The organism is Planococcus sp. CAU13 (assembly GCF_000775575.1).
Taxonomy (GTDB): Bacteria; Bacillota; Bacilli; order Bacillales_A; family Planococcaceae; genus Planococcus.
Genome location: NZ_JRGN01000192.1, coordinates 1 through 21,933, shown reverse-complemented (window position 1 = coordinate 21,933; position 21,933 = coordinate 1). Strand labels below are relative to the sequence as shown.

At 41.9% G+C, this 21,933-nt stretch carries 20 protein-coding genes; 14 read left to right on the top strand and 6 right to left on the bottom strand.

From position 1 onward, the window contains the following. Positions 1 to 115 precede the first annotated feature (115 nt). The 9 genes from KW93_RS08280 (at position 116) to KW93_RS08240 (ending at position 9,777) form a co-directional block, all read left to right on the top strand. A complete protein-coding gene (locus tag KW93_RS08280) occupies positions 116 to 1,561 on the top strand; it encodes an aldehyde dehydrogenase family protein (protein WP_081986970.1) in 1,446 nt (481 codons plus the stop codon). A gap of 16 nt (positions 1,562 to 1,577) precedes the next feature. Then, positions 1,578 to 2,339, top strand: a complete 762-nt coding sequence (locus KW93_RS08275) for an SDR family NAD(P)-dependent oxidoreductase (RefSeq protein WP_052131526.1) — start codon at positions 1,578 to 1,580, stop codon at positions 2,337 to 2,339. A 171-nt stretch (positions 2,340 to 2,510) separates the two neighbouring features. Further along, a complete protein-coding gene (locus KW93_RS08270; protein ID WP_033542522.1) occupies positions 2,511 to 3,569 on the top strand; it encodes a tartrate dehydrogenase in 1,059 nt (352 codons plus the stop codon). Continuing rightward, a complete protein-coding gene (locus KW93_RS08265) occupies positions 3,566 to 4,837 on the top strand; it encodes a lactate racemase domain-containing protein (RefSeq protein ID WP_235318389.1) in 1,272 nt (423 codons plus the stop codon). Before KW93_RS08270 ends, KW93_RS08265 begins: the two co-directional genes overlap by 4 nt. Positions 4,838 to 4,849: 12 nt before the next feature. After that, positions 4,850 to 6,295: an aldehyde dehydrogenase family protein gene (locus KW93_RS08260; RefSeq protein WP_052131525.1), complete on the top strand. Its 1,446-nt coding sequence runs from the start codon at positions 4,850 to 4,852 to the stop codon at positions 6,293 to 6,295. A gap of 17 nt (positions 6,296 to 6,312) precedes the next feature. Continuing rightward, positions 6,313 to 7,518: an iron-containing alcohol dehydrogenase gene (locus tag KW93_RS08255; RefSeq protein WP_033542521.1), complete on the top strand. Its 1,206-nt coding sequence runs from the start codon at positions 6,313 to 6,315 to the stop codon at positions 7,516 to 7,518. Positions 7,519 to 7,618: 100 nt separating this feature from the next. Beyond that, positions 7,619 to 8,599 (top strand): 2-hydroxyacid dehydrogenase, encoded by a 981-nt coding sequence (locus KW93_RS08250; RefSeq protein WP_033542520.1) that lies wholly within the window; start codon positions 7,619 to 7,621, stop codon positions 8,597 to 8,599. 22 nt (positions 8,600 to 8,621) lie between these two features. Further along, entirely contained in the window at positions 8,622 to 9,236 is a 615-nt protein-coding gene (locus tag KW93_RS08245) for a uridine kinase family protein (protein WP_152602438.1), read from the top strand. Then, on the top strand, positions 9,226 to 9,777 hold the full coding sequence (locus KW93_RS08240; RefSeq protein ID WP_033542519.1) for an ECF transporter S component: 552 nt from the start codon (positions 9,226 to 9,228) through the stop codon (positions 9,775 to 9,777). The genes KW93_RS08245 and KW93_RS08240 overlap by 11 nt, the downstream gene beginning before the upstream one ends. Before the next feature lie 215 nt (positions 9,778 to 9,992). On the opposite strand, the gene KW93_RS08235 is transcribed toward KW93_RS08240, so the two are convergent. Together KW93_RS08235 and KW93_RS08230 are read right to left on the bottom strand one after the other, a co-directional pair. Further along, entirely contained in the window at positions 9,993 to 10,661 is a 669-nt protein-coding gene (locus tag KW93_RS08235) for a DNA alkylation repair protein (protein WP_033542518.1), read from the bottom strand. A 151-nt stretch (positions 10,662 to 10,812) separates the two neighbouring features. After that, positions 10,813 to 11,244, bottom strand: a complete 432-nt coding sequence (locus KW93_RS08230; RefSeq protein ID WP_033542517.1) for a hypothetical protein — start codon at positions 11,242 to 11,244, stop codon at positions 10,813 to 10,815. A 201-nt stretch (positions 11,245 to 11,445) separates the two neighbouring features. On the opposite strand from KW93_RS08230, the gene KW93_RS08225 reads away from it, so the two are divergent. Next, positions 11,446 to 11,757, top strand: a complete 312-nt coding sequence (locus tag KW93_RS08225) for a hypothetical protein (protein ID WP_033542516.1) — start codon at positions 11,446 to 11,448, stop codon at positions 11,755 to 11,757. A gap of 128 nt (positions 11,758 to 11,885) precedes the next feature. Here KW93_RS08225 and KW93_RS08220 read toward each other — a convergent pair whose 3' ends face one another. Continuing rightward, a complete protein-coding gene (locus tag KW93_RS08220) occupies positions 11,886 to 12,938 on the bottom strand; it encodes a DNA/RNA non-specific endonuclease (protein WP_033542515.1) in 1,053 nt (350 codons plus the stop codon). Between the two features lie 410 nt (positions 12,939 to 13,348). Here KW93_RS08220 and KW93_RS08215 point away from each other — a divergent pair, with 410 nt between their 5' ends. Both KW93_RS08215 and KW93_RS08210 read left to right on the top strand, forming a co-directional pair. Next, the gene (locus KW93_RS08215; protein WP_033542514.1) at positions 13,349 to 14,947 is read left to right on the top strand and encodes an aminotransferase class V-fold PLP-dependent enzyme; all 1,599 of its coding nucleotides are present in this window, start codon (positions 13,349 to 13,351) and stop codon (positions 14,945 to 14,947) included. A gap of 1 nt (position 14,948) precedes the next feature. Then, positions 14,949 to 16,808, top strand: a complete 1,860-nt coding sequence (locus tag KW93_RS08210; protein WP_081986968.1) for an LTA synthase family protein — start codon at positions 14,949 to 14,951, stop codon at positions 16,806 to 16,808. A 105-nt stretch (positions 16,809 to 16,913) separates the two neighbouring features. Here the strand turns inward: KW93_RS08210 and nadS are convergent, their stop codons facing one another. The 3 genes from nadS to KW93_RS08195 form a co-directional block, all read right to left on the bottom strand. Further along, positions 16,914 to 17,237, bottom strand: coding sequence for a NadS family protein (gene nadS / locus KW93_RS08205; RefSeq protein WP_033542513.1), 324 nt, complete (start codon positions 17,235 to 17,237; stop codon positions 16,914 to 16,916). Continuing rightward, a complete protein-coding gene (locus KW93_RS08200; RefSeq protein WP_033542512.1) occupies positions 17,234 to 17,596 on the bottom strand; it encodes a hypothetical protein in 363 nt (120 codons plus the stop codon). The genes nadS and KW93_RS08200 overlap by 4 nt, the downstream gene beginning before the upstream one ends. Before the next feature lie 175 nt (positions 17,597 to 17,771). Continuing rightward, positions 17,772 to 18,197 carry a hypothetical protein gene (locus KW93_RS08195; protein WP_033542511.1) on the bottom strand — a complete coding sequence of 142 codons (426 nt, stop codon included), beginning with the start codon at positions 18,195 to 18,197 and terminating at the stop codon, positions 17,772 to 17,774. A gap of 286 nt (positions 18,198 to 18,483) precedes the next feature. On the opposite strand from KW93_RS08195, the gene KW93_RS08185 reads away from it, so the two are divergent. Next, the gene (locus KW93_RS08185; protein WP_033542509.1) at positions 18,484 to 18,891 is read left to right on the top strand and encodes a (deoxy)nucleoside triphosphate pyrophosphohydrolase; all 408 of its coding nucleotides are present in this window, start codon (positions 18,484 to 18,486) and stop codon (positions 18,889 to 18,891) included. 21 nt (positions 18,892 to 18,912) lie between these two features. Next, positions 18,913 to 21,813 (top strand): DUF3427 domain-containing protein, encoded by a 2,901-nt coding sequence (locus KW93_RS08180; protein ID WP_033542508.1) that lies wholly within the window; start codon positions 18,913 to 18,915, stop codon positions 21,811 to 21,813. The last annotated feature ends 120 nt before the right edge of the window (positions 21,814 to 21,933 follow it).

The window sequence follows — 21,933 nt, the reverse complement described above, 5'->3', positions numbered from 1 at the left end:
CAGGTTTTAAATAGAGTATCATTAATACAAATTGTATACAATATGTATTGACTAAGGTATACAATTAAAATATAATCGAACTAGAAAGAAAATTCCGTTAAAAGGAGAGGTAATTTTGGTTAAACAAACTGAGCTACTTGAGATTGGACATGTTATTAACGGCGAGCGGATTTTTCAAGGTGAAACCTTAATAGTTGAAAATAAATTTACAAATGAGCAATTGGCAAAAGTCTATTGTGCGGATGAAGAGCTCGTAAAGAAAGCGGTTACAAGTGCGCACGAAACTTTTCGAAATATAAAACTATCAGCACAACAACGTTATGAAATTTTATCCAAAGCAGCAACTATTCTTCGAAGAAGGAAAGAAGAACTGGCACTTTCTCTTACAAGAGAGGTAGGGAAATCCTTACAAGATTCATATGTGGAAATTGATCGGGGTATTGAAACCTTAATCATCTCTGCAGAGGAATCCAGAAGAATTTTTGGAGAGGGTGTGCCACTTCCGAATAAAACAATAGAAGAGAAAAAGCTTGCTTACACCGTTCGTGTACCTGTTGGTATAGTAGCGGCAATTACGCCATTTAATTTGCCATTTACATTAGCGATGCACAAAATTGCCCCAGCTATTGCAGCAGGAAACACGGTGGTATTAAAGTCAGCAGAGTTAGCGCCGATTACGGTTGCTCAAATTATTGATATATTTGAAGAAGCTGGTCTACCAAATGGCTTTATCAATTTAGTAAATGGATATGGTCATAAAACGGGTGAGTATTTACTGCATGATGATCGCATTAATATGTATACGTTTACAGGAAGTGTCGGTGTAGGAACTCATATAAAAAACTCTGTAGGCGTAAGAAAAGTAACATTAGAGTTGGGCAGCAATTCTCCAAACATAATTCATAAAGATGCGCAGAATTTAAGAAGTATTGCGCAACTGTGTGCAAAAAGAGGTTTGGCGACGCTTAATGGGCAAGCATGTATTTCTGTTCAGCGTATTTATGCACATAAAGATATTTTCGCAGAATTTGAAGAATATTTGAAAGAAGCCGCACAAGCTCTGAGCGTCGGCAACCCGGAAGACCCGGCTACTGATGTAGGACCATTAATCTCTGAACGGCAGGCAGAGCGTGTTGAAAGCTGGATAAAGGAAGCGGTTACAGAAGGTGCTATCGTTGTGACAGGCGGAAAGCGTGATCGGGCGTTCATAGAGCCGACTATTTTAAAAAATTTAAAACCTACTATGAAAGTTGTATGTGAAGAGATTTTTGGTCCAGTTATCAGTTTGCTGGAATATGCGGAGATTGACGAAGTAATTAAAGAAGCAAATAACTCTAAGTTCGGTCTTCAAGCGGGATTATTTACAACAGATTTAAATCTTGTGATGCGTGCATCTGCTGAACTGGAGTTTGGCGGCGTCATTGTAAATGATGTGTCAACGTATCGTTCGGACTGGCAGCCGTACGGAGGGGTTAAAGATAGTGGCCTAGGAAAAGAAGGTCCAATTTATGCAATCAAGGAAATGACAGATGAAAAAGTGGTTATCATCAATTATAACTAGGAAATGGGGAAAAATAATGGGGAAGAAATTTGAAAATAAAGTATTTATTATTACTGGAGCAGGTTCGGGAATGGGGCGTGCAACAGCGCTGGAGCTGGCTGGAGAAGGCGCAGCAATAGTTATTGCAGATATAAATGAAAATAATGCAATAGCTACAAAGGAATTGGTGGAAAACATAGGCGCGAGATGCAAAGTCGTAACAGGAGATATTTCAAAGCAAGAAATTGCAAAAAGAGTCATCGATGAAACAGTGGAAGAATTTGGACAAATTGACGTTTTAGCAAATATTGCTGGGATGCCAATGGCGTTTACGGAAATTGAGAAAGTTGAAGAGGATTTCTGGGAAAAACAAATGGCTGTCAATCTTAAAGCCCCATTCTTATTATCAAAGTATGCTATACCACACTTGAAAGTTACAAAAGGAAGTATCGTCAATGTTTCTTCTATTGCTTCTGTTCGTCCGCGTCCAGGGTTATCAGCATATTGCGCATCAAAAGGCGGGTTAGTTGAACTCACGCGTTCAATTGCGCTGGAGCTTGCTCCACATGGGGTACGGGCGAATGTTATCAATCCAGGACCGGCGGAAACTCCGATGCTGGAGAAGTTTTATAATGGTTTAGATCCAGTGGAAGGACGCAGAATTTATACGGATTCCGTGCCAATTGGCCGACTGTGTACTCCTGAAGATATTGCCAAAATGATTGCTTATTTATCTTCACACGATGCTTCGTTTATCACGGGTTCCGTGTTTAATGTTGATGGCGGAAGAGGTCTATAGGAACAATAGAGGCAGAAGTTAGTTTTTCGGATGTTTCCTTTCGGATAAACAAAAAGTAAAGTTTACCGAAAGGACCGGTTACTGTGAAGAACCAATTATGAATATTAAATTATTTGTTCAACTTAAATAGCTGTTTGATATATATAACTAACTAGAAGGTGGAGATTTAGAGTGGGAAAGATTAATTTAGCCGTTTTGCCAGGTGATGGTATCGGGAAAGAAGTTGTGCCGGCAAGTTTAAATGTGTTGGATTTATTGGCAGATATTCATGGAGGAATTGAGTTTGAGAAGACAATTTATCCATGGAACTGTGATTATTATATGGAGTATGGAAAAATGATGCCGGATGACGGCTACGATCAATTGAGAAATCATGATGCCATTTTTTTAGGGGCGATTGGTGATCCCAAGCGTGTTCCGGACCATATTGCTTTGTGGGGAGCACTTATTAATATTCGACGTGAATTTCAGCAGGTGGTTAACTTGCGTCCAGTCAAAAGCTTAAAAGGCATTCAGTCCCCTCTTAGAAGCGATGCCCCATTCGACTTTGTCGTCGTACGTGAAAATAGCGAGGGAGAATACAGTCAAGTCGGCGGGTCGATTCATCGAGATGAGGATGAAATCGCCATTCAAACCAATGTCTTTACCCGTAAAGCTACAGAGCATGTAATAAGTTATGCCTCTGAGTTAGCGAAAAATCGGGGAAATAAATTAACAAGTGCAACTAAATCGAATGGATTATTTTACAGCATGCCGTTTTGGAATAAGGTATTTACTGAAGTAACAGCAAAACATGAAGGTATGGAGACAGAACTAATTCATATTGATGCGTTAAGTGCCTACTTCGTGACAAAACCAGAATCATTTGATGTCATAGTGGCAAGTAACTTGTTTGGAGATATACTGACGGATATTGGTGCGGCCATCATGGGCAGTATAGGAATAGCACCAGCTGCCAATATCAATGTAAATGGAAAATATCCATCCATGTTTGAGCCGGTTCACGGATCGGCACCAGATATTGCTGGAAGAAATATTGCCAATCCGATTGGACAATTGTGGACGGCCAAACTGATGCTGGACCACCTTGGTCATACAGAACTTGCTTCTATGCTCTTAAGTACAGTAGAAGACTTGTTGGTGGATGGCATTAAAACTCCTGACTTGGGCGGGAAATATGGAACAACAGATTTTACAGACGAATTAATGAAGAGACTGAAGGAAAAATGATAGAGTCTCCATATCAAGAGATTAACGATTTAAAAATTTATAAGATAAAAAATATTTTTCCGGAAAAATCAATACCAAATCTGAAAGAAGAAATTTTATCTGAACTAGCGACGTTGAATTTCTCTGATGTAAATTTAAGTGGAAAAAGAATCGGCTTAACTGTGGGAAGCAGAGGGATTCATAATTTAAAGCTAATCGTTGTGACGGTTATCAACTTTTTAAAAGAAAAGGGTGCGAACCCTTTTATTATTCCTTCCATGGGAAGTCATGGCGGTGCAACGGCAGAAGGGCAAACAGAAGTGCTGGAAAGCTTAGGAATTACAGAAGTAAGCTGCGGGGTGCCGATTCTTTCATCAATGGAAGTAGTAAAGCTTGGTGAAACAAAAAATGGTGTGCCTGTTTATACAGATAAAATCGGTTATGAAAGTGATGGCGTAATAGTTATCAATCGTATAAAAAAACACACTGATTTCACAGCGATTTATGAAAGTGGTTTAAGTAAAATGTCTACAATCGGTTTAGGGAACCATGCCATGGCCAGGACAATGCATTCTTTCGGTGTAGAAGGCTTACGGAATCATATTCGAGATACTGCCGAAATTGTATTTGATTCTGGAATTATTTTGTTTGGTCTTGCAATTGTTGAAGATGCTTATGATCATACTAGTGTTGTTAAGGCTATTCACACGCATGAAATTATTTCGATGGAACCTAAGTTACTGGAAATAGCAAATGACAATCTTCCGAAGCTGCCAGTTGATGAAATTGATATTTTAGTAATTAATGAAATAGGAAAAAACTTCAGTGGAACAGGAATGGATACAAACGTCATTGGCCGAATCAATATAAAAAATCAGCCAGATCCCGTAAGACCTGAAATTGAATTTATCATTGTGGACGATTTATCTGAATCGTCCCATGGAAATGCGCTAGGCGTAGGTCTTGCTGATTTTGTTACAGAAAAATTGTTTCATAAAATCAATTTTAAAAAAATGAATGAAAATACAATTACCACAACTTTTTTAAAGAGAGCTTATATTCCAATGGTTTTAAAAGATGTTCGTGAAGCATTAAAAATAAGCCTTCAGCTATTGAAAAAGAAAGAACTGGCTGACTTGAAGTTAATTCAAATAGCGAATACATTAAACTTGGAAGAAATGTATGTCTCTGAGAAAGTACTCTTAGAGATGCAAGGAAAGAAGCAATATGAGATTTTAGAACAACTGACGTATGGGGAATTTTTGGATAATAGCTATCCATTAGATTAAGAGGTGAATGATATGACAATAGTAATTGGAACTGTAAAAGAAGTAGGTAACCTGTTGAATGGCGAATGGCGTTTAAGTGAAAAAACTTTTGACGTTCAAAATAAATACAGTAAAAAAGTTTTCGCAAAAGTGGCTTATGCTGATGAAAAAATTATTGATGAAGCTATCACCATTGCAAAAGAAACATTTGAAAATGGAACGTTGCCCATCATCCAGCGCTATGAAATTCTAATGAAAACAGCAGAGGTATTTGCACGTCGTAAAGAGGAAATTAGCTTAGCTATAGCTCAAGAGGTGGGCAAACCAATTAAGGAAGCACGTCAGGAAGTGGATCGGGGCATTCAAACATTTATTGCGTCAGCAGAGGAAGCAAAGCGTATTGTTGGAGAAGGAATGCCGATTGAAGGGCAACCGGGAAATGATGGTAAATTATCATTTAGTATCCGGGTTCCAAAAGGAGTAATTTGTGCAATTACCCCGTTTAATTTTCCATTCAATTTAACCTGTCATAAAATTGCGCCTGCTATTGCTGCGGGCAATACAATCGTATTGAAACCGGCACAAGCAACGCCGATTTCTGCTGCACTTATTGGAGAAGCTTTACTCGAAGCAGGCTTACCTGCAGGGTTTTTAAATATTGTAAATGGTAAAGGCAGTGTAATCGGCCAGCAATTAGTAAAAGATTCCCGCATTGATTTCTATACTTTTACAGGAAGTCCGGAGGTGGGCCAATTTTTGAAGAATAATTCCGGTATTCGTCATGTGGTACTGGAACTTGGAAGCAACTCACCAAACATTATTCATCATGATGTGAAAGATTTTAACTATGCAATGGATGCCTGTATTCGAAGAGGCTTTTCAAATGCAGGCCAGGCATGTATTTCGGTTCAACGTCTTTTTGTGCATGAAGATTTATATGAACAGAGTTTAGAATTGGCTAAAAAAATCGTGGATACGATTAAAGTCGGTGACCCTTTGGAAGAGGATACTGATATCGGGCCAATGATCAATGAAGGCGAAGCCATTCGTACAGAAGAGTGGATTGAAGCGGCTGTAAAAGAGGGAGCGACTATTGTAGCAGGGGAGAAAAGAAACGGATCTCTTTTTTCACCTACTGTTATCACGAACGCCAACAATACGATGAAAGTTGTTTGTGAGGAAGTTTTTGCTCCGGTAATTACCATTATTCCTTACAAAACAATTGATGAAGCGATAAAAAATGCTAATAATTCCAGGTTCGGCTTACAGGCTGGTATATTTACCGAGAATCTATCAGTAGCAATGCTGGCAGCGAAAAAACTGCAAGTAGGCGGAGTAAATATTAATGAAACTTCTACTTATCGAGTAGATATCCTGCCATATGGCGGCGTAAAAGACAGCGGCCTTGGAAAAGAAGGTCCAAAATACGTTATCGAAGAAATGACTGATTTAAAGTTAATTAATATACATGCTACATAATTTGAAGGGGGAGAATCATGAAAACTGTTTGGGAGTTTATGGGACCTCAACAAATTATTTTTGGGAATGGGGCAGTATCAGAAATTCCAGAAGTATTAAAGCGTTTCAACTATGAAAATATTTTAGTTATTACAGATAAAGGCCTTGCAAGTACACCGATATTAAATAAGGTCCTAATCCCATTAAAGGAAGGATCATTTAATGTAACTGTATTTGATGAAGCTATTCCAGAGCCTACGTTAGAAGCGGTTGTATCAGCATATGAAAAACTAAAAGAGCAAAATAGTTTCGACTTAATTATTGGACTTGGCGGGGGTAGCTCAATTGACTTTGCTAAAATTGTTTCCCTGTTACTGAAATATGGCGGCTCACCACGTGATTATTATGATGGAAAAAAACTGATACCGGGAGATGTAATTCCTGTCATTGCGATTCCAACAACAGCGGGGACAGGCTCTGAAGTAACCACAGTAGCAGTAATTAATGATGTAGAGCTTGAGCTGAAGGTAGGGTTATCTGATAGCTATTTGAGGCCGAGAATCGCATTGATTGATCCAACCTTAACATTAGGATTACCTTCTTATGTAACAGCTTGTTCAGGTATTGATGCATTAGCACATGCTATTGAAGCGTATACTGCAAAACCTTTCCACACATTTGAGCAAGGGGTAAGAGTAACGTTTCAAGGGGCCTTTCCTTTGACCGAGCCATTGGCGTTAAAAGCAATTGAAACCATTAGTGAAAACTTGGAAATTGCTGTTCATCAAGGAAGCAACATTCATGCGCGTGAAAATATGCTGCTTGGCAGCCTGTTAGCAGGTATTTCATTTTCGAATTCCGGTACAGCACTAGCCCATGCTTTGGCCTACCCTATCGGCGGGAAAACAAAATCTCCTCATGGAGAGATTATTGGATTGCTGTTACCTTACGTAGTGAAGTTTAATGCAAAGATGGATCCTGGTAAAACAGCACAACTATATAGCTTACTTGTAAAAGGAAATGAAAACTTAACATTGGACGATAAAATTAAAGGGTTATATCAATACTTACTTTCATTGAATGAAAGTATAGGATTACCTATAAAGTTATCGCAAATTGGGATTAAACAGGATGAATTATCAGGGATTGCAGAAAAGACATTAGAAATTAAACGTTTAGCAGGCAATAATCCACGTGCGCTGTCAAAAAATAATTTACTGGCATTATTAGAGGAAGCATTCTAAACATATTGAACTCACTTAGTTGAAAAAATCTAAGTGAGCTTTTTTATAGGCTTATACAAATGGATATTTCAGCTAAGATTATTAATCACGGGAGGAATATATGAAAAAGATATTGTTTACAAGAGCATTTCAAAGAGAATTGCTTGCACCATATATTGAGGAGAAGTACGAAGTTGTAATGTGGGAAGAAGAAAATATTCCAATGCCCCGCAAGCTGTTTTTGGAAAAAGCAGCTGATGTAGAAGCTGTCTATACGAATGTCGCAGATCAGCTAGACAAAGAATTTTTTAATGCCGCAAAAAAATTAGAGGCGGTAGCAACAATGGGGGTTGGCTATGATAACATAGCAATTGATATAGCAACTAAAAAAGGGATTCCAATCGCTCATACACCGGATGTGCTTTCAGAGGCAGTTGCTGAGCACGCTATCGCATTAATGTATACATGCTCTCGGAGAATCGGTGAAAGCATGGATTTTATACGAAATGGGCACTGGAAAGCCTGGGGACCATTTATGTTTGCAGGAAACCGCGTTAAGGGATCTGTAATAGGTATAATTGGTATGGGGCGTATCGGCAAAGAACTGGCAGACATGGCAAACCGATTGGGTATGAAGGTTCTCTATCATAATCGTAAGAGGAATTACGAGAGCGAAGAGCGATTTGAGGCACAATATAGTTCCCTTGAAGAATTACTGAAGCGATCAGATGTTGTTGTAATGCTAGCTCCGTTAACAGAACAAACAAGACATATGCTGGAATATAAGGAATTCAGCATGATGAAAAAAACAGCTATATTTATAAATGTATCAAGAGGTCCCGTTGTGAACGAAAAGGATTTATATCGAATATTAAAGGAAAATAAAATCTTTGCAGCAGGCTTAGATGTATTTGAAGAAGAGCCTATAAAAGCGACACATGAATTATTGACATTGCCAAATGTAGTGGCTACACCGCATATTGGTAGTGCAAACATTGAAACACGGTTAAAAATGCTGGATATTACCATGACGGATCTGATAGGTGCATTAGAAGGAAGAAAAATGATGTATATAGTGAATAAGGATGTATATCAGCCGTAAAAGTAATAAGGGGGAGATTCAAGTGGAGATTCAAGATGAATTGATTCACTATATTAAACAACAACTCCTCATTAAGGAAACGGTTATCGTGGCGATTGATGGCAGGTGCGGGAGTGGGAAAAGCACTTTTGCATCTGTTCTTGCCAAAGAATTAGATGGTCATATCATACATATGGATGACTTCTTTCTGCCAGCACCGCTGCGGACAAAGGAACGTTTACAGCAACCGGGTGAAAATATTCATTATGAAAGATTTGATGAAGAAGTAATTGTTCCTCTTAATCGCGGGGAAAATATAGTCATACAGTCATATGATTGTAAAACCAGTTCTTTCGAAGAACCTCGTAATTTACAGAAGAAATTCCTTTATATAATAGAAGGTTCTTACAGTTTATATCATAAAATAAAAGATATTTATGATATGAAAATTTTCATGACTGTGGATTCTGCTGTACAGGCAGCGCGTATAGCAGAAAGAAACGGGGTTGAAGGATTAAAGGCATTTCAACAGAAATGGATTCCTTTGGAAGAAAAATACTTTTCAGAATCTGGTATTGAAAACCAATGCGATGTAATAATCGATACGACGAATGGCAAAGGGTTTTTTAAGAAAGGGAGTAAACAAATTGAAAAATAATCATACAACCAGGAAACTAGTTTATACATCCATCTGCATTGCCATCGGAATTATTCTTCCGCAAATGCTCCATCTTTTGCCCATTGCAAATGTAGGATCGGTCTTATTGCCAATGCATATTCCAGTACTGATTTGCGGCTTTATTTGCGGGTATAGATATGGTGCAGTTTGCGGCATTATCCTGCCGTTCCTCTCTTTCGTCTTAACAGGAATGCCGCCTTTATTCCCGATTGGTATATCCATGATGGCTGAGCTGGCGACATATGGATTACTGGCTGGTATTTTCTATGAAGTAACAAAGGGCAAAATTCTTCCTTCTCTATTAATCGCCATGATTGGCGGGAGAATAGTTTTGGGGATCTCCAGTGCAATATTGTTTGGGATGGCAGGCATCCCTTATGGTTTTGAAGTATTTATTGGAGGTGCTTTTGTAACAGCTTTACCCGGCATAATCATTCAAATATTAATTATTCCACCGATCCTGTTCGCTTTAAATAAATTGAATTTATCAGCGTATCCGAGATTTGCTGCGAGAAATTAGCTGGAAATTGCTGAATCAAAACCCAAAAGCCTGCTTTCGATAATAAAATCGAGAAAGCGGGCTTTAGTATTTCATGTATAATATGGTTCTCAACTAAATGATGGGGTATTATGACTTCGGCATTACTGGGTGAGACGAAGAAGGAAGTGAACGGCACTGCTGGGCACTGCCGTCTTCTCCGATATCTATATACCAAACAATTTCTCCAAAGCCAACTAATCATTCTTCCGTTTATCCACTTCAATCGCAATAAACTCCGGCAAATAGTCCGGCGTGCATCCTTTTGATACCATGTCGCCTTTATATAGCCCTGTTTTCTCACCGATTTTAATGCAGCGGTCGCGATTTTTTTCATCATGAACGCCTATCCAGCCTGCGGTGAAATTCATCGCCCATTGGACTTCCGGCTCTTCCTGTGCAATATTCGCTTCTATTGCATCCAGCAGGTAAGCGGTGTTGTCGGGCGGCGTCTGGCCGGTCCATCTCAATCGCGCCTGGTAATACCAGAAAATCCGCCGTTGAAGAGCGGAAGGACTGTTTTCCCACGACTCCATGAGGGCAATCGTCTTCTTGTCTTTGGTGAGCTGATTGGCCATTAACCAATCCATTAAGTTATTCCGTTCAGCAAAAGGGTGGGCCAGCATATCCTTATCAAGCTGATCCAGCACATCCGGTGAAAGCAGTTTTTTGTCCATGATCAAAATCGCCAATAGCCTGGGCAAAAACTCTCCGGTTGCCCAAAGTTCCATCGCCAGATTATGATCTTTTTTAATTTCTTTCGCGATTTTTCGCAAATCGCCCAGCTTCGTTTTACTGTCAATCCGAGAGAGGATATCTTCAGCTTTTGAAGAGTGTTTTATCTCTGCAGCTTTGTTTTCACTCATTTTCTCCAACTCCTTTATTAAAGTTTTCTCCGCCTAAATCAGAACAGCAGCCATATTTAATGTAATCATAACATTTGATCGCAATTAAAGAAGGGGAACCTTATTGGAGTTTGATTCTTTCAATTTCCGTCCTTCAAAAGTTCATGCAAATTTACTTTTGAGCATTCCACTCTTTCAGCCATCTCCCATACCTCCGATCATCCATCTCCCACCCACGCACCGTTTCCTGTAACCCAAGCAGCTCCTTTATATAGAAGAAAATCTCCGCAGAGAACACCCCATCACTGCCGGCAAGCCCGTAATAACCCCAATACGGATCCATCGTCTCATCCAGCCACTCCAGCAGATCGCACTTCTTCGGGTAACCGAAATAGACGCTTTTGTGCAGATCATCCTCGTAATTCTGCATCCAGTCAATATAGGAACTCCGCAGCATCTCGTAATCATCGATATAGGGATGGCTGAAGTCATCGGGCCCGCCTTCGATTTTCTCAAAACAGTCGTCCGAACAAAACACATTGCCCGCGCTGTCCACACGCCGCTCAAGCCGCGGCTTCTTTCGGCATACTTTGCACATTTTCATAAAATCCCTCCTATGTAATTGGTAATGGGCACTATACATAGGCTTTCAAAAAAGTGTTATATAAATGGCTGTATTAGAGTTTAAGGAACTTTCGAGGCATGCAGGTCGTCAGAGTTAACGGAATACTCATACTTATTATTCATTTAATGGATAGAATAGCTAATATGAATTTAGAAAATAAAAGTGAAAGGGGGATTAGAAATGGATTCTGTTTGGCTCAGTTTTGGCAGCCTTGTATTTGGACTGGCTGCTTGGATATTTCCTGTTGTAAATTTTGGACGTTACGAAAAGCATAATCATTGGATCACGCGTTCAATTATAAGTCTCAGTGCTTGTGCCATGTCGCTGGCTTTCGTGATTTTATATATCCATCATCTAGTAAAGATTGAGGATTGGTCTTCTCTTATGGACACGATGGGGGCTTTCGCGTTTGTTTCAATAGTTCTGTTTGCAGTTACCGCCATTTTAAATATAATCAATCTAATAATACATAGTGAGAGAATTGCAAACTAAGTTTTAACCTGTTTACCATGGTAGTTATCTGCATTAAGCAATAAAAGAACGATACAAACAAAAACGGCAATGCCAAAGCATCGCCGTCTCCACTTCCATTCTTTAATTTCATTTCAAAGTCGGAATTCTCATTCCCCAACCATCCCATTATTATTCCGGTCATCCATATACGGATACAGCCAGTGATCGCTGTAGATCGGCATGCTGAAACCTGCAGCTTTTGCTTCCTTGATCGTCACCTGACCGTTGCCGTCCGTGTCGACAGCGGACACGTCACCGCCAGCGGCTGCAGGGGCTGAAGCGGGAGGGGCAGGCGTTGTTGCTGAAGTGCCTGAGCCCGAAGATCCGCCGCCCGTCAGACCGAGGGATGCGTTGATTTCGTCCGGGTTTCCGTTGGCGAATTCATCAACGACTTCGTTGCCCATTACGGTATAGCTGTACTTGTAGCTTGAAGGGACGTGCGTTTTCGTATCCGGATAGGTGATGATGGCTTCAAAATTCGTTGCGCCGCCTGCATCACGGATTACTTTTTCCATATAAGCCTGGTCACCGTGGCGGTTGAGCGTGCTCTCCTGCGGCGTGATGTTATAGGCGTTCGCCACGCCTCCGAGTGAATCGGCGATGACATGGCCTTCATCTAAAATATCACTTTCAACGCCGGGAACTTTTGCTTCGTCAGAATAGTATCTGCCCTCCGATGTGACCGGTTCGTTGTCATCGTCCTGCAGAATAATTTCAGCAGCCACAACGCGCACCAATTGCCCGTGCTCGTTCGTAAAGGCCCAGTATTCACGGTCGCCGAATCCGATGTCAACGACAACATTGGCTTCACGGTGTCCGGACAAATCGCCGCCGTCCACTTCGATCAGTTTGTATCCTGCGAACAATTCAGTTTTTGCCTGTGCGGCAGCTTCCTCTTCGGCCGCTTTCTCCTGCGCCAGACGTTCCTGTTCTTCTTTTTCTTTCGCTTCCTTCTCAGCAGCCGCTTTCTCTTCTGCTTCTTTTTCAGCTGCCAGGCGTGCTTCTTCTTCGGCGGCTTCTTCTGTTTCAGCCGGCGTTTCTTCCTGCACCGCCGTCTCCACGTCTGATTCTGTGTCTGTCTTTGCTTCCTCTGCAGTGCCGCAGCCCACCATGAAGATGGCCAATAAAAGCAGCAGCAAATAGCTCATGTTTTTTTTCATTTCTTACATCCTTTATGTATATTGGTATCAATCTTCCAGCTCAATTGTGCCAGTTTCCATCTCTAAATATAACAGGAATCGGAAGGAAAATGTTGGGTGATGATGAAATTTTGTCTGGGAATATTTAGTTTTTTATTGTCATCATCTATTTTGGTATCTGAAGAGATTTCTGCAATAAAAGCTGCTGTGGAAAAATGCCCCATCTTTGAAACTTTCCCTTTTTCGAATCGTTATTCTTATAGTAGATAATCAATATATTGGGGATTTTTAAAACAATGATAATTATCTGACAAAAAGAGTGGCTGATAGTAAAAATTCCGGTCAGTACTGGTACAATTACATAGAGGAAAGTAAATGGAAAAATACATATTCTTTAATTCCCATCCATTTTCGCGGGAGGAGGGCAAAAAATGGAACAGACTAAGTTAGTCTATAAGATAGCGTCGGAACCGGACGAACTCAACCAGATCCATGAGCTGAACTACGAAACGTTTGTCGAAGAAATTCCGCAGCATCAGCAGAACCAGGACAGGCGGCTGGTCGATAAATTCGATCAGGAAAACATCTACATCATTGCAAAAGACGGGGAAGAAGTGGTCGGCATGATTGCACTGCGCATCAACCGTCCGTTTTCGCTTGACCAGAAACTGGACGATCTGGACCGGTATTTACCGAGCGGTGCGAAGCCGTGCGAAGTCCGGCTGCTGTCCGTGAAAAAGAGTTACAGGAGAACGCTGGTTTTTTATCAGCTCGTGAATGAGCTGGTGGGCTATTGCCTGGAATCGCATTTTGATATGGCGCTGATTTCAGGCACCGACCGCCAAATCAAGCTGTACAGGCGGATCGGTTTTGAACCGTTCGGCGAAATGGTCGGCAAAGAAGGCGCCATGTTCCAGCCGATGTACCTGACGAAAGAGAAATTTGAAACGACGTCCATCGCCTTTGCAAAAATGATGCAAAGGAAGAGACCGGCGAAACAGCTGAATTTCCTGCCGGGCCCGGTGGCGATCCACAGTGAGGTCGAAGAGGCATTCAGGCAGGGAGCCATTTCGCACCGCTCGCTCGATTTTATTGAAGAAATGAAAATCGTCCGTGAAAAACTTTGCGCGCTTGTGAACGCCCGGCATGCCCAGATTGCAGTGGGGACGGGGACGCTGGCGAATGACCTCGTGGCTGCGCAGATCAAAAAGCTGCCGGGGAGAGGGCTGATCCTCGCGAACGGGGAGTTCGGCTACCGGCTGATCGATCACGCAGTAAGGCTTGGCCTGCAGTTCGATACGCTGGAGAAGCCGTGGAACGGCAACATTCCGCTTGAGGAAGTCGAAGCTCTGCTCAAAGTGAATAAGGACATCACCTGGCTTTGGACGGTGCACTGCGAAACGTCCACAGGCTATCTTTACGATTTAGAGAGTCTCACGGAGCTGACGAAGAAGCGCGGCATCAAATTATGCGTCGATGCCTGCAGTTCCGTCGGCATCGTTCCTGTTGACTTACGTGAAGTCCATTTGGCGAGCACCGTAAGCGGCAAAGGGCTGGCTTCTTACCCGGGCCTGGCCGTTGTATTCCACCGGGAGCCGGTTGTGCCGGACCCATCTATCCCGCGCTATCTGGATTTGGGGCAGTATGCGGTGGCCGGCAGCATTCCCTATACCCATTCGTCGAATCTCGTTTACGCGTTGCATGAAGCGTTGAAAAGAATCGATTTTGGCAATAAAACACGTATTGGAAACGCGGCAAGGCGCTTGCTGGCGGATGCCGGCTTCACCGTTCTAGGAGACGACAGCTATTCACCCGGCATCCTGACGATTCCGATTCCGGCTGTTATTTCCTCGAACGAAATCGGGAACAAGCTGAAAGAAGAAGGAATCATCACAAGTTACGAAAGTGATTACCTGCTGGACCGCAACTGGATCCAGTTTGCCTTGATGGGCGAGCTGACATTGGCGGATTTCGAGAGCGCACTGGCTGTTCTCCGAAAAACGATGCGCCGGAAAGCTGAGCTGGTTTGATATGAAACGATTAACAGAACGCTTTAAAAACTCACCCGGCATCGGGCTGACTGGGCTGATTACGGGAATCCTATGGCTCAAGACGGTCATCGTCTGCTTCGCCGGCTTCAATCTCAGCATCCAGTCGCCTTTTGACGTTGTGCTCATCCTGACAGGTTCCATCGGTTCATTGGTGCTTGTGATGGGCTTCAGCTTTTATTTCGGCAGGAAAGTAAACCCTTACGTATTGTTTGGGTTACTGGTGGCGGGAACTGGCGTCCTTTACGGTGACCTCTTGTATTACCGCTTCTACAACGACTTTGTCTCAGCACCCGTTCTTTTTCAATTCGCCAATGTCGGCGGCCTCAGCGCCAGCACCGTCGAATTGATGAGTTGGTGGGACGTGCTGCTGTTTATCGATCTATTCGTGGTCGGCTGGCTGCTTTTCAAATCGAAGGCCGAGTTCAAGGTCCAAAAAGGAATAAAGAAGGAATACCTGGCATTCGGTGCTGCAATGCTTGTGCTGGCCGTCAGCCTGGGGTTGATCCAATCCGTCCATCTGTTTTCCGATTCCTATGACCGGGAACAAGTGGTGAAGTCATTAGGCCCTCTGAATTATCATGTGTATGACATTGCGTTAGGGTTGGGCGCCCCGCTGCAGCGGCTCACGATTTCGGAGGCGGAAGCGGTTGAATCCATCGAATACCTGCAGCAGACCAATCCGGGACGGACGGAGCTGTTCGGTGTGGCGAAAGGCAAAAACATTGTGCTGATCAGTCTCGAGTCCACCCAGGATTTCGTCATCAATAAGGAAGTGAACGGCGAAGAAGTGACGCCGTTCCTGAATAGGTTGATCCAGGACAGCTTTTATTTCAATCAAATCTATGACCAGACGGCGCAGGGCAAGACGTCCGATGCGGAATTCATGATGGATACGAGCCTCTATCCGCTGCCGAGCGGTTCTGTATTTGTGAGGCGGCCGGACAATACGTTCCACAGCCTTCCGCATATATTAAAGGAAGAAAACGATTATTACGCGGCCACTTTCCACGGCAATGTCGACACGTTCTGGAACCGCGATGTCATGTACGAGACACTCGGCTACGACCGCTATTTTTCAAAAGAAGATTATAAAGTAACGGAAAACAACTCGGTCAACTACGGCTTGAAGGACATTCCGTTCTTTAAGCAGTCGGCAGCGTTCATGAAAAACCTGCCGGAGCCGTATTACGCGAAATTCCTGACGCTGACGAATCATTTCCCGTTCCTGCTGGAAGAAGAAGATGTGTTCATCGACGAGGCCGAGACGCAGGAAGACGTCGTCAACCGCTACGTAACGACCGTCCGCTACCTGGACGAGTCGCTCGAAAGATTCTTCGACACCTTAAAAGAAGAAGGCATGTACGAAGACACGATCTTTGTCCTGGCCGGTGACCATTACGGCATTTCCGAAAAATACGAAGATGGCCTGAATGAGTTATTGAATAAGGAAGCGACGCCGGCGAGCGGGATGAAGCAAAGGCAGCTGCCGCTGATCATCCACATCCCGGGCCAGGAAGGCGAAACCATCTCGACCCCGGGCGGCGCAATCGACATCCGCCCGACGCTCCTCCATCTGATGGGCATCAAGACCGAAACCCGCTATTCGTTCGGCCATAACCTGTTCACCCGGGACAGCGACCACCCCGTCATTTTCCGGGACGGCAGCTTTGTCTCGGAGGATTACATCTACAAAAACAATGTCTGTTACAGCAAGGAAAGCGGAGAAGCGCTGGACGTTCAGCACTGTGAGCCTTATCTGGAAACGGTGAGGGAAGAGCTGAAGCTGTCGGACAAGATTATTTTTGGGGATTTGTTGAGGTATGTGGTGGGGGAGGAATGAGTCATAGAACAATAAAAGACTGCCGGTTGTTTAGTGGGGCGTCCCACCTTAACTAAAAACCGACAGTCTTTTTCTGTTGAATTGGTTGACTACATGATTATTGATTTAGACAGAGATAATTTGCTGTTCTTCTGCTACGTGAGGTTGATTACTCAAGATTTCTAGTAATCGCCGTGCTGCACCGCTCGGCTGGTTGGTGCCGTGTTCCCATGATTCAATTGTTTTGACAGAGACCCCGATAAGAGCTGCAAATGACTTTTGCGTTAAGTTCATCTGCAGACGCAGACTTTTGATGTCTTGTGCAGAAAAAGTGGCCAATTCTTTAATCGACACGGTTTTGGTTCTGACTTTTGATGGGTTGCCTTCTGCAAAATCAATGGCTTGGCCTAAGCTGGTTTTCAGTTCATCAAAAAATTGATTCTCATTCATTTTCCATCCATCCTTTCAGAAGTATACAAACTCTTTAACTGATCTACGAATTGTTTTAGGATTTTCTTTTGATCGGGCTTCAACGTCGCTTGCTGATTTTTTGCGTAAATCAAAAGCAAAATCGTATGCGAAGAAGTCTGAATGTCCAAATAGATTATTCTGTAAGCTCCACTTTTTCCCTTCTTCTCGCTTTCTGGAGAAAAACGCATCTTTCTAAGACCACTCGTACCGGGAATTACAGCTCCTAAAATCGGATCCATCAGTAATTGAAGTTCCAGTTCACGTTGTTCAGCGGCACCTAGTCCAAGTTGCTTCCACTTTTGATCAAAATTCTCTACGTACACAAATGTTCTTTTCATGGATACCTCGGCGTTTTTTGATATGTACTACTGTTATTATACCCTATTAAATAGGGTATATCAATTTCATGTTGAAAATCTATGGTATATATTCTTAAAAAACAGGTTTCCTAGGAAAGTTTCTCTGGAACTCTGGTTTTTAAAAGAGCTATGTAATTGGTCTTGCAATAAATCTTTATATCAGTTGGCGTAGTCTCTCCAATGATACTTCTTCAATCTTATATTTCTTTGTCCGATCTTGCTGATTAACAATCAAATAATTGCTTCCTTGTTGGATGATGTTGAATTTCCAATGATCACCTATAGATTTTGTGTATACGAATCGTTCTTCGGGCATCATGTGTTTTTTAAATAGGGAGAGATCAGTCAATAAAAACTTGTCAAAAAAACGGATGAGTAAAAAGCCTTTTGTGATGTTCTCATTAAATCGGTCAATATTAATTTTTCTCAAATCAAACCAATTATGAGCATTCTGCATAGAAGGGGACAAAACAAACACACGATCTTTCATAAAAATACTAGTATTTGATAGCTGGTTTAATCCTAAATCCTGCTTTAAAACGGTCTTGTTTACTCCTCTCGATTTTACACGATCTGACATTATATCTCCTCATTTCCTATAAATTGGTAATATTCTAATTATATCAAAGTGCCTAGTAAAGTCGAAGTTTTTTATCGGAGGGACACGCTATAAGTTCCGTTATCTTTTATCTAAAATAATTCTGAAAGAAACAAACATGATCTCAAAGCAAAAAATTCTAATGATAAACTTCGGGATGTAATAAATATTCGTTTGGGAAAATTTAGATTCTTCAATGTATTTCTTCCAACACCAGTTATAATAGAAGAAACTCATATATATTGTTTGAATAGTATCGGAGGCCATCATGAAGAAAAACATCCACGTAGTAGGAGCAGTCATCACCCTTAACGGAAAAATTCTTTGTGCACAACGAGGTTTTGAAAAAGCGTTGCCGGGACTTTGGGAGTTTCCAGGTGGCAAGATCGAGCAAGACGAATCGCCACAAATGGCTTTACAACGCGAAATCCAAGAAGAAATGCATTGTGAAATTGAAATTGGGGATCAGGTTGAGCACACGGTCTATGAATATGATTTTGGCATTGTGCACCTCACGACATATTACTGTCGGCTATTAAAAGGGACACCAGTGTTAACTGAACATGTCGCAATTGAATGGCTGAAACCAGAGGAATTAGAGCAGCTCGAATGGGCGCCAGCAGATATACCGGCAATTGAAAAGTTAGCGCGGAACAAAGAGCAGCTACCTTATTAGAAAATGATGGGCGGGAGAACCATGAACTTTTTGCAGAACCTAGAGGATTCTCTATACAAAGGCTTTATTGATCAGAATAAATCCAGCAGCGAGCGGTACAAGCCGATGTTGTTGATCAATAATGCCAAGACAAATGAGAATGTGTTGAATTCGCTTGTAGAAGAGCTGGATCATTGCGAGTCGTTTATCTTTTCGGTGGCATTTATCACGGAAAGTGGTTTGGCTACGTTGAAATCGCATTTTCTTGATTTGCATCAAAAAGGAATTAAAGGGCGGATTCTGACTTCGACTTTTTTGAATTTCAATCAACCCAAAGTATTTAAAGAGTTATTAAAGCTGACGAATGTGGAAGTGCGTTTGTCGGGAATGAAAGGCTTCCATTCAAAGGGGTATATTTTTTCTCACAAGACGCATCAAACTTTGATCGTCGGGAGTTCGAATTTGACGGCCCAAGCGCTAAAAGTGAATTACGAATGGAATGTGAAGTTGAGTTCCCATGAAAACGGGGATCTGGTCCATCATTTTAACAATCAATTTGAAGAAGTATGGGCGGAGTCACAAGCGCTGACACCTGAGTGGATTGAAGAATACGAAAAGACATATGTGCCTACGGATTTTAGAAGAGAAGCAAGTAAGGTTGCGGAACTTCCGGAAGCTTATCAGCGGAACGCGATCGAAGAAGCGCTGGAGATCAAGCCCAATAAAATGCAGCAAGTGGCGTTAAGGGAAATTCAAGCGGTGCGCGAAGCGGGACATAATAAAGGCTTAGTGGTGTCGGCTACTGGAACAGGAAAAACTTATTTATCAGCGTTTGATGTGAGAAGCGTTGCGCCAAAACGCATGTTATTTATCGTACATAGAGAACAAATCTTGCAAAAAGCCAAATCGGATTTCATGCGGATCCTAGGTGGCATGGAAAAAGATTTCGGCATCCTGTCCGGATCCAGTCGACAAACCGATGCCCGCTATTTATTTGCGACCATTCAAACCATTTCTAAAGATTCAACGCTGCAGCAATTGAATCCAGAAGCGTTTGACTATATTTTGATCGACGAAGTTCATAAAGCCGGAGCGAAATCCTACTTAAAAGTAATTGAGTATTTCAAACCGAAATTCTTAATGGGTATGACGGCAACACCAGAGCGAACCGACGATTTTAATATATATGAGCTCTTCGATTACAATATCGCGTATGAAATTCGGTTACAGGAAGCAATGGAAGAAGACATGCTGTGCCCGTTCCATTATTACGGCGTGACGGATGTTGAATACGAAGAAGGCGTGATCGACGAAGCGACGGCTTTTGCGAAACTCGTGACTAACGAACGCGTCGATCACATCCTGGATAAAATCCTTTATTATGGCCATTCCGGCAATAAAGTTCGCGGCTTGATGTTTTGCAGCCGGAAAGACGAAGCCTTACAGCTTTCGATGGAGTTCAATAAAAGAGGGTTGCGCACGACGGCATTAACAGGCGATCATTCCCAGGAAGAGCGACTGCGCCAAGTGGAATTATTGGAAAGCGAGCAGCTCGACTATATTTTAACGGTCGATATCTTTAATGAGGGAATTGATATTCCAAGCGTCAACCAAGTAGTCATGCTGCGCCAGACACAATCGAGCATCATCTTTATCCAACAATTAGGCCGCGGCTTGCGCAAACATAATTCAAAAGAATTTGTAACGATCATCGATTTTATCGGAAACTACAAGAACAATTACCTCATTCCTGTAGCATTGTCCGGGGACCGCTCGCAAAATAAGGACAATATCCGACGACGCATGAAAGACACGAGCTATATCAAAGGGATTTCAACGGTGAACTTTGAAGCGATTGCGAAAAACCGCGTTTTTAGTGCAATTAAACGCAGCAACTTAACGGATATGAAATTATTGCGAGATGCCTATATCGAACTGAAAAACCGAATTGGCCATGTCCCGCAACTTCAGGACTTTATCCATCACAATTCGATTGATCCATTAGTCATCGTGCAGAAATACCAAAATTACTATCGTTTCTTATTGAAGCTAAAAGAAATAGATCCGATGCTCTCGGTTTACGAAGAACAAGTGATCACGATGCTGTCGCTCGAGATTCTGAATGGCAAGAGGAAGCATGAAATTTTGTTGCTCGATTTATTGATGAAGCAGCCAGTTGTATCTCTAGAAGAATATAAAGAATGCTTAAAAGAGAATGATTGTTATATAGATAATGAAACATTGGCATCCGTCCAACGGATTTTGGATTTGAGCTTTTACAATATTGGTTCGCAGAAGAAATATGGTGAAAAGCCCTTAGTCGTCACAGACGGAGAAAGTAATTTTAGATTGCATGAGCAGTTGGAAAATCGCTTGGAGTCGAATCCTGCATTTAAAGGGATGGTTCTGGATCTTATTGTGAGTTCTTTCGAATTAAATAAGCAATATACATGCGAAGAGCCGATGACATTGTATAAGAAATACACGCGAAAAGATGCCTGTCGCTTATTAAATTGGCATAACGATGAAAGCTCAACAATGTATGGTTATAAAACGAAACACGGCACATGTCCAATCTTTGTAACCTACCACAAGCACGACGAAGTGGAATCGAGCGTCGCCTATAACGAAGAATTCATCAACCAGGAAATTTTCAAATGGTCGACCCGCAGCAATCGTACGTTGCTGTCACCAGAAGTCCAAACGATTATTAATTCCGAACAAAACAATATCGATCTGCATCTCTTTATAAAGAAAGATAACGATGAAGGCGGCGATTTTTACTACTTGGGGAAAGCCACACCAGATAAAAACGCAGTGGAGCAATCGACGATGCAAGATAAGAACAATAAAACAATTCCGGTCGTGCATATGAATTTGATGTTGGAGAATAGTGTGGAGAGTAAGTTGTTTTATTACATTGGGAGTGAAGAAGATAGCTAGTTCCAGATAACTTTCAACAACAAATTTTTTTAGATCATGGTTATGCTAATACTTGGAAAATGTTAAAATTATTAAAATACATTAATCTAATTTCAATGAATGAGAATTGAAATTAGAATT

Bases quoted from the DNA above. Each gene is read 5' to 3' on its own strand.
- KW93_RS08275 (WP_052131526.1), top strand. From the start codon at position 1,578: ATGGGGAAGAAATTTGAAAATAAAGTATTTATTATTACTGGAGCAGGT.
- KW93_RS08265 (WP_235318389.1), top strand. From the start codon at position 3,566: ATGATAGAGTCTCCATATCAAGAGATTAACGATTTAAAAATTTATAAG.
- KW93_RS08260 (WP_052131525.1), top strand. From the start codon at position 4,850: ATGACAATAGTAATTGGAACTGTAAAAGAAGTAGGTAACCTGTTGAAT.
- KW93_RS08255 (WP_033542521.1), top strand. From the start codon at position 6,313: ATGAAAACTGTTTGGGAGTTTATGGGACCTCAACAAATTATTTTTGGG.
- KW93_RS08250 (WP_033542520.1), top strand. From the start codon at position 7,619: ATGAAAAAGATATTGTTTACAAGAGCATTTCAAAGAGAATTGCTTGCA.
- KW93_RS08235 (WP_033542518.1), bottom strand. From the start codon at position 10,661: ATGAGTGAAAACAAAGCTGCAGAGATAAAACACTCTTCAAAAGCTGAA.
- KW93_RS08230 (WP_033542517.1), bottom strand. From the start codon at position 11,244: ATGAAAATGTGCAAAGTATGCCGAAAGAAGCCGCGGCTTGAGCGGCGT.
- KW93_RS08225 (WP_033542516.1), top strand. From the start codon at position 11,446: ATGGATTCTGTTTGGCTCAGTTTTGGCAGCCTTGTATTTGGACTGGCT.
- KW93_RS08220 (WP_033542515.1), bottom strand. From the start codon at position 12,938: ATGAAAAAAAACATGAGCTATTTGCTGCTGCTTTTATTGGCCATCTTC.
- KW93_RS08215 (WP_033542514.1), top strand. From the start codon at position 13,349: ATGGAACAGACTAAGTTAGTCTATAAGATAGCGTCGGAACCGGACGAA.
- KW93_RS08210 (WP_081986968.1), top strand. From the start codon at position 14,949: ATGAAACGATTAACAGAACGCTTTAAAAACTCACCCGGCATCGGGCTG.
- nadS (WP_033542513.1), bottom strand. From the start codon at position 17,237: ATGAATGAGAATCAATTTTTTGATGAACTGAAAACCAGCTTAGGCCAA.
- KW93_RS08200 (WP_033542512.1), bottom strand. From the start codon at position 17,596: ATGAAAAGAACATTTGTGTACGTAGAGAATTTTGATCAAAAGTGGAAG.
- KW93_RS08195 (WP_033542511.1), bottom strand. From the start codon at position 18,197: ATGTCAGATCGTGTAAAATCGAGAGGAGTAAACAAGACCGTTTTAAAG.
- KW93_RS08185 (WP_033542509.1), top strand. From the start codon at position 18,484: ATGAAGAAAAACATCCACGTAGTAGGAGCAGTCATCACCCTTAACGGA.
- KW93_RS08180 (WP_033542508.1), top strand. From the start codon at position 18,913: ATGAACTTTTTGCAGAACCTAGAGGATTCTCTATACAAAGGCTTTATT.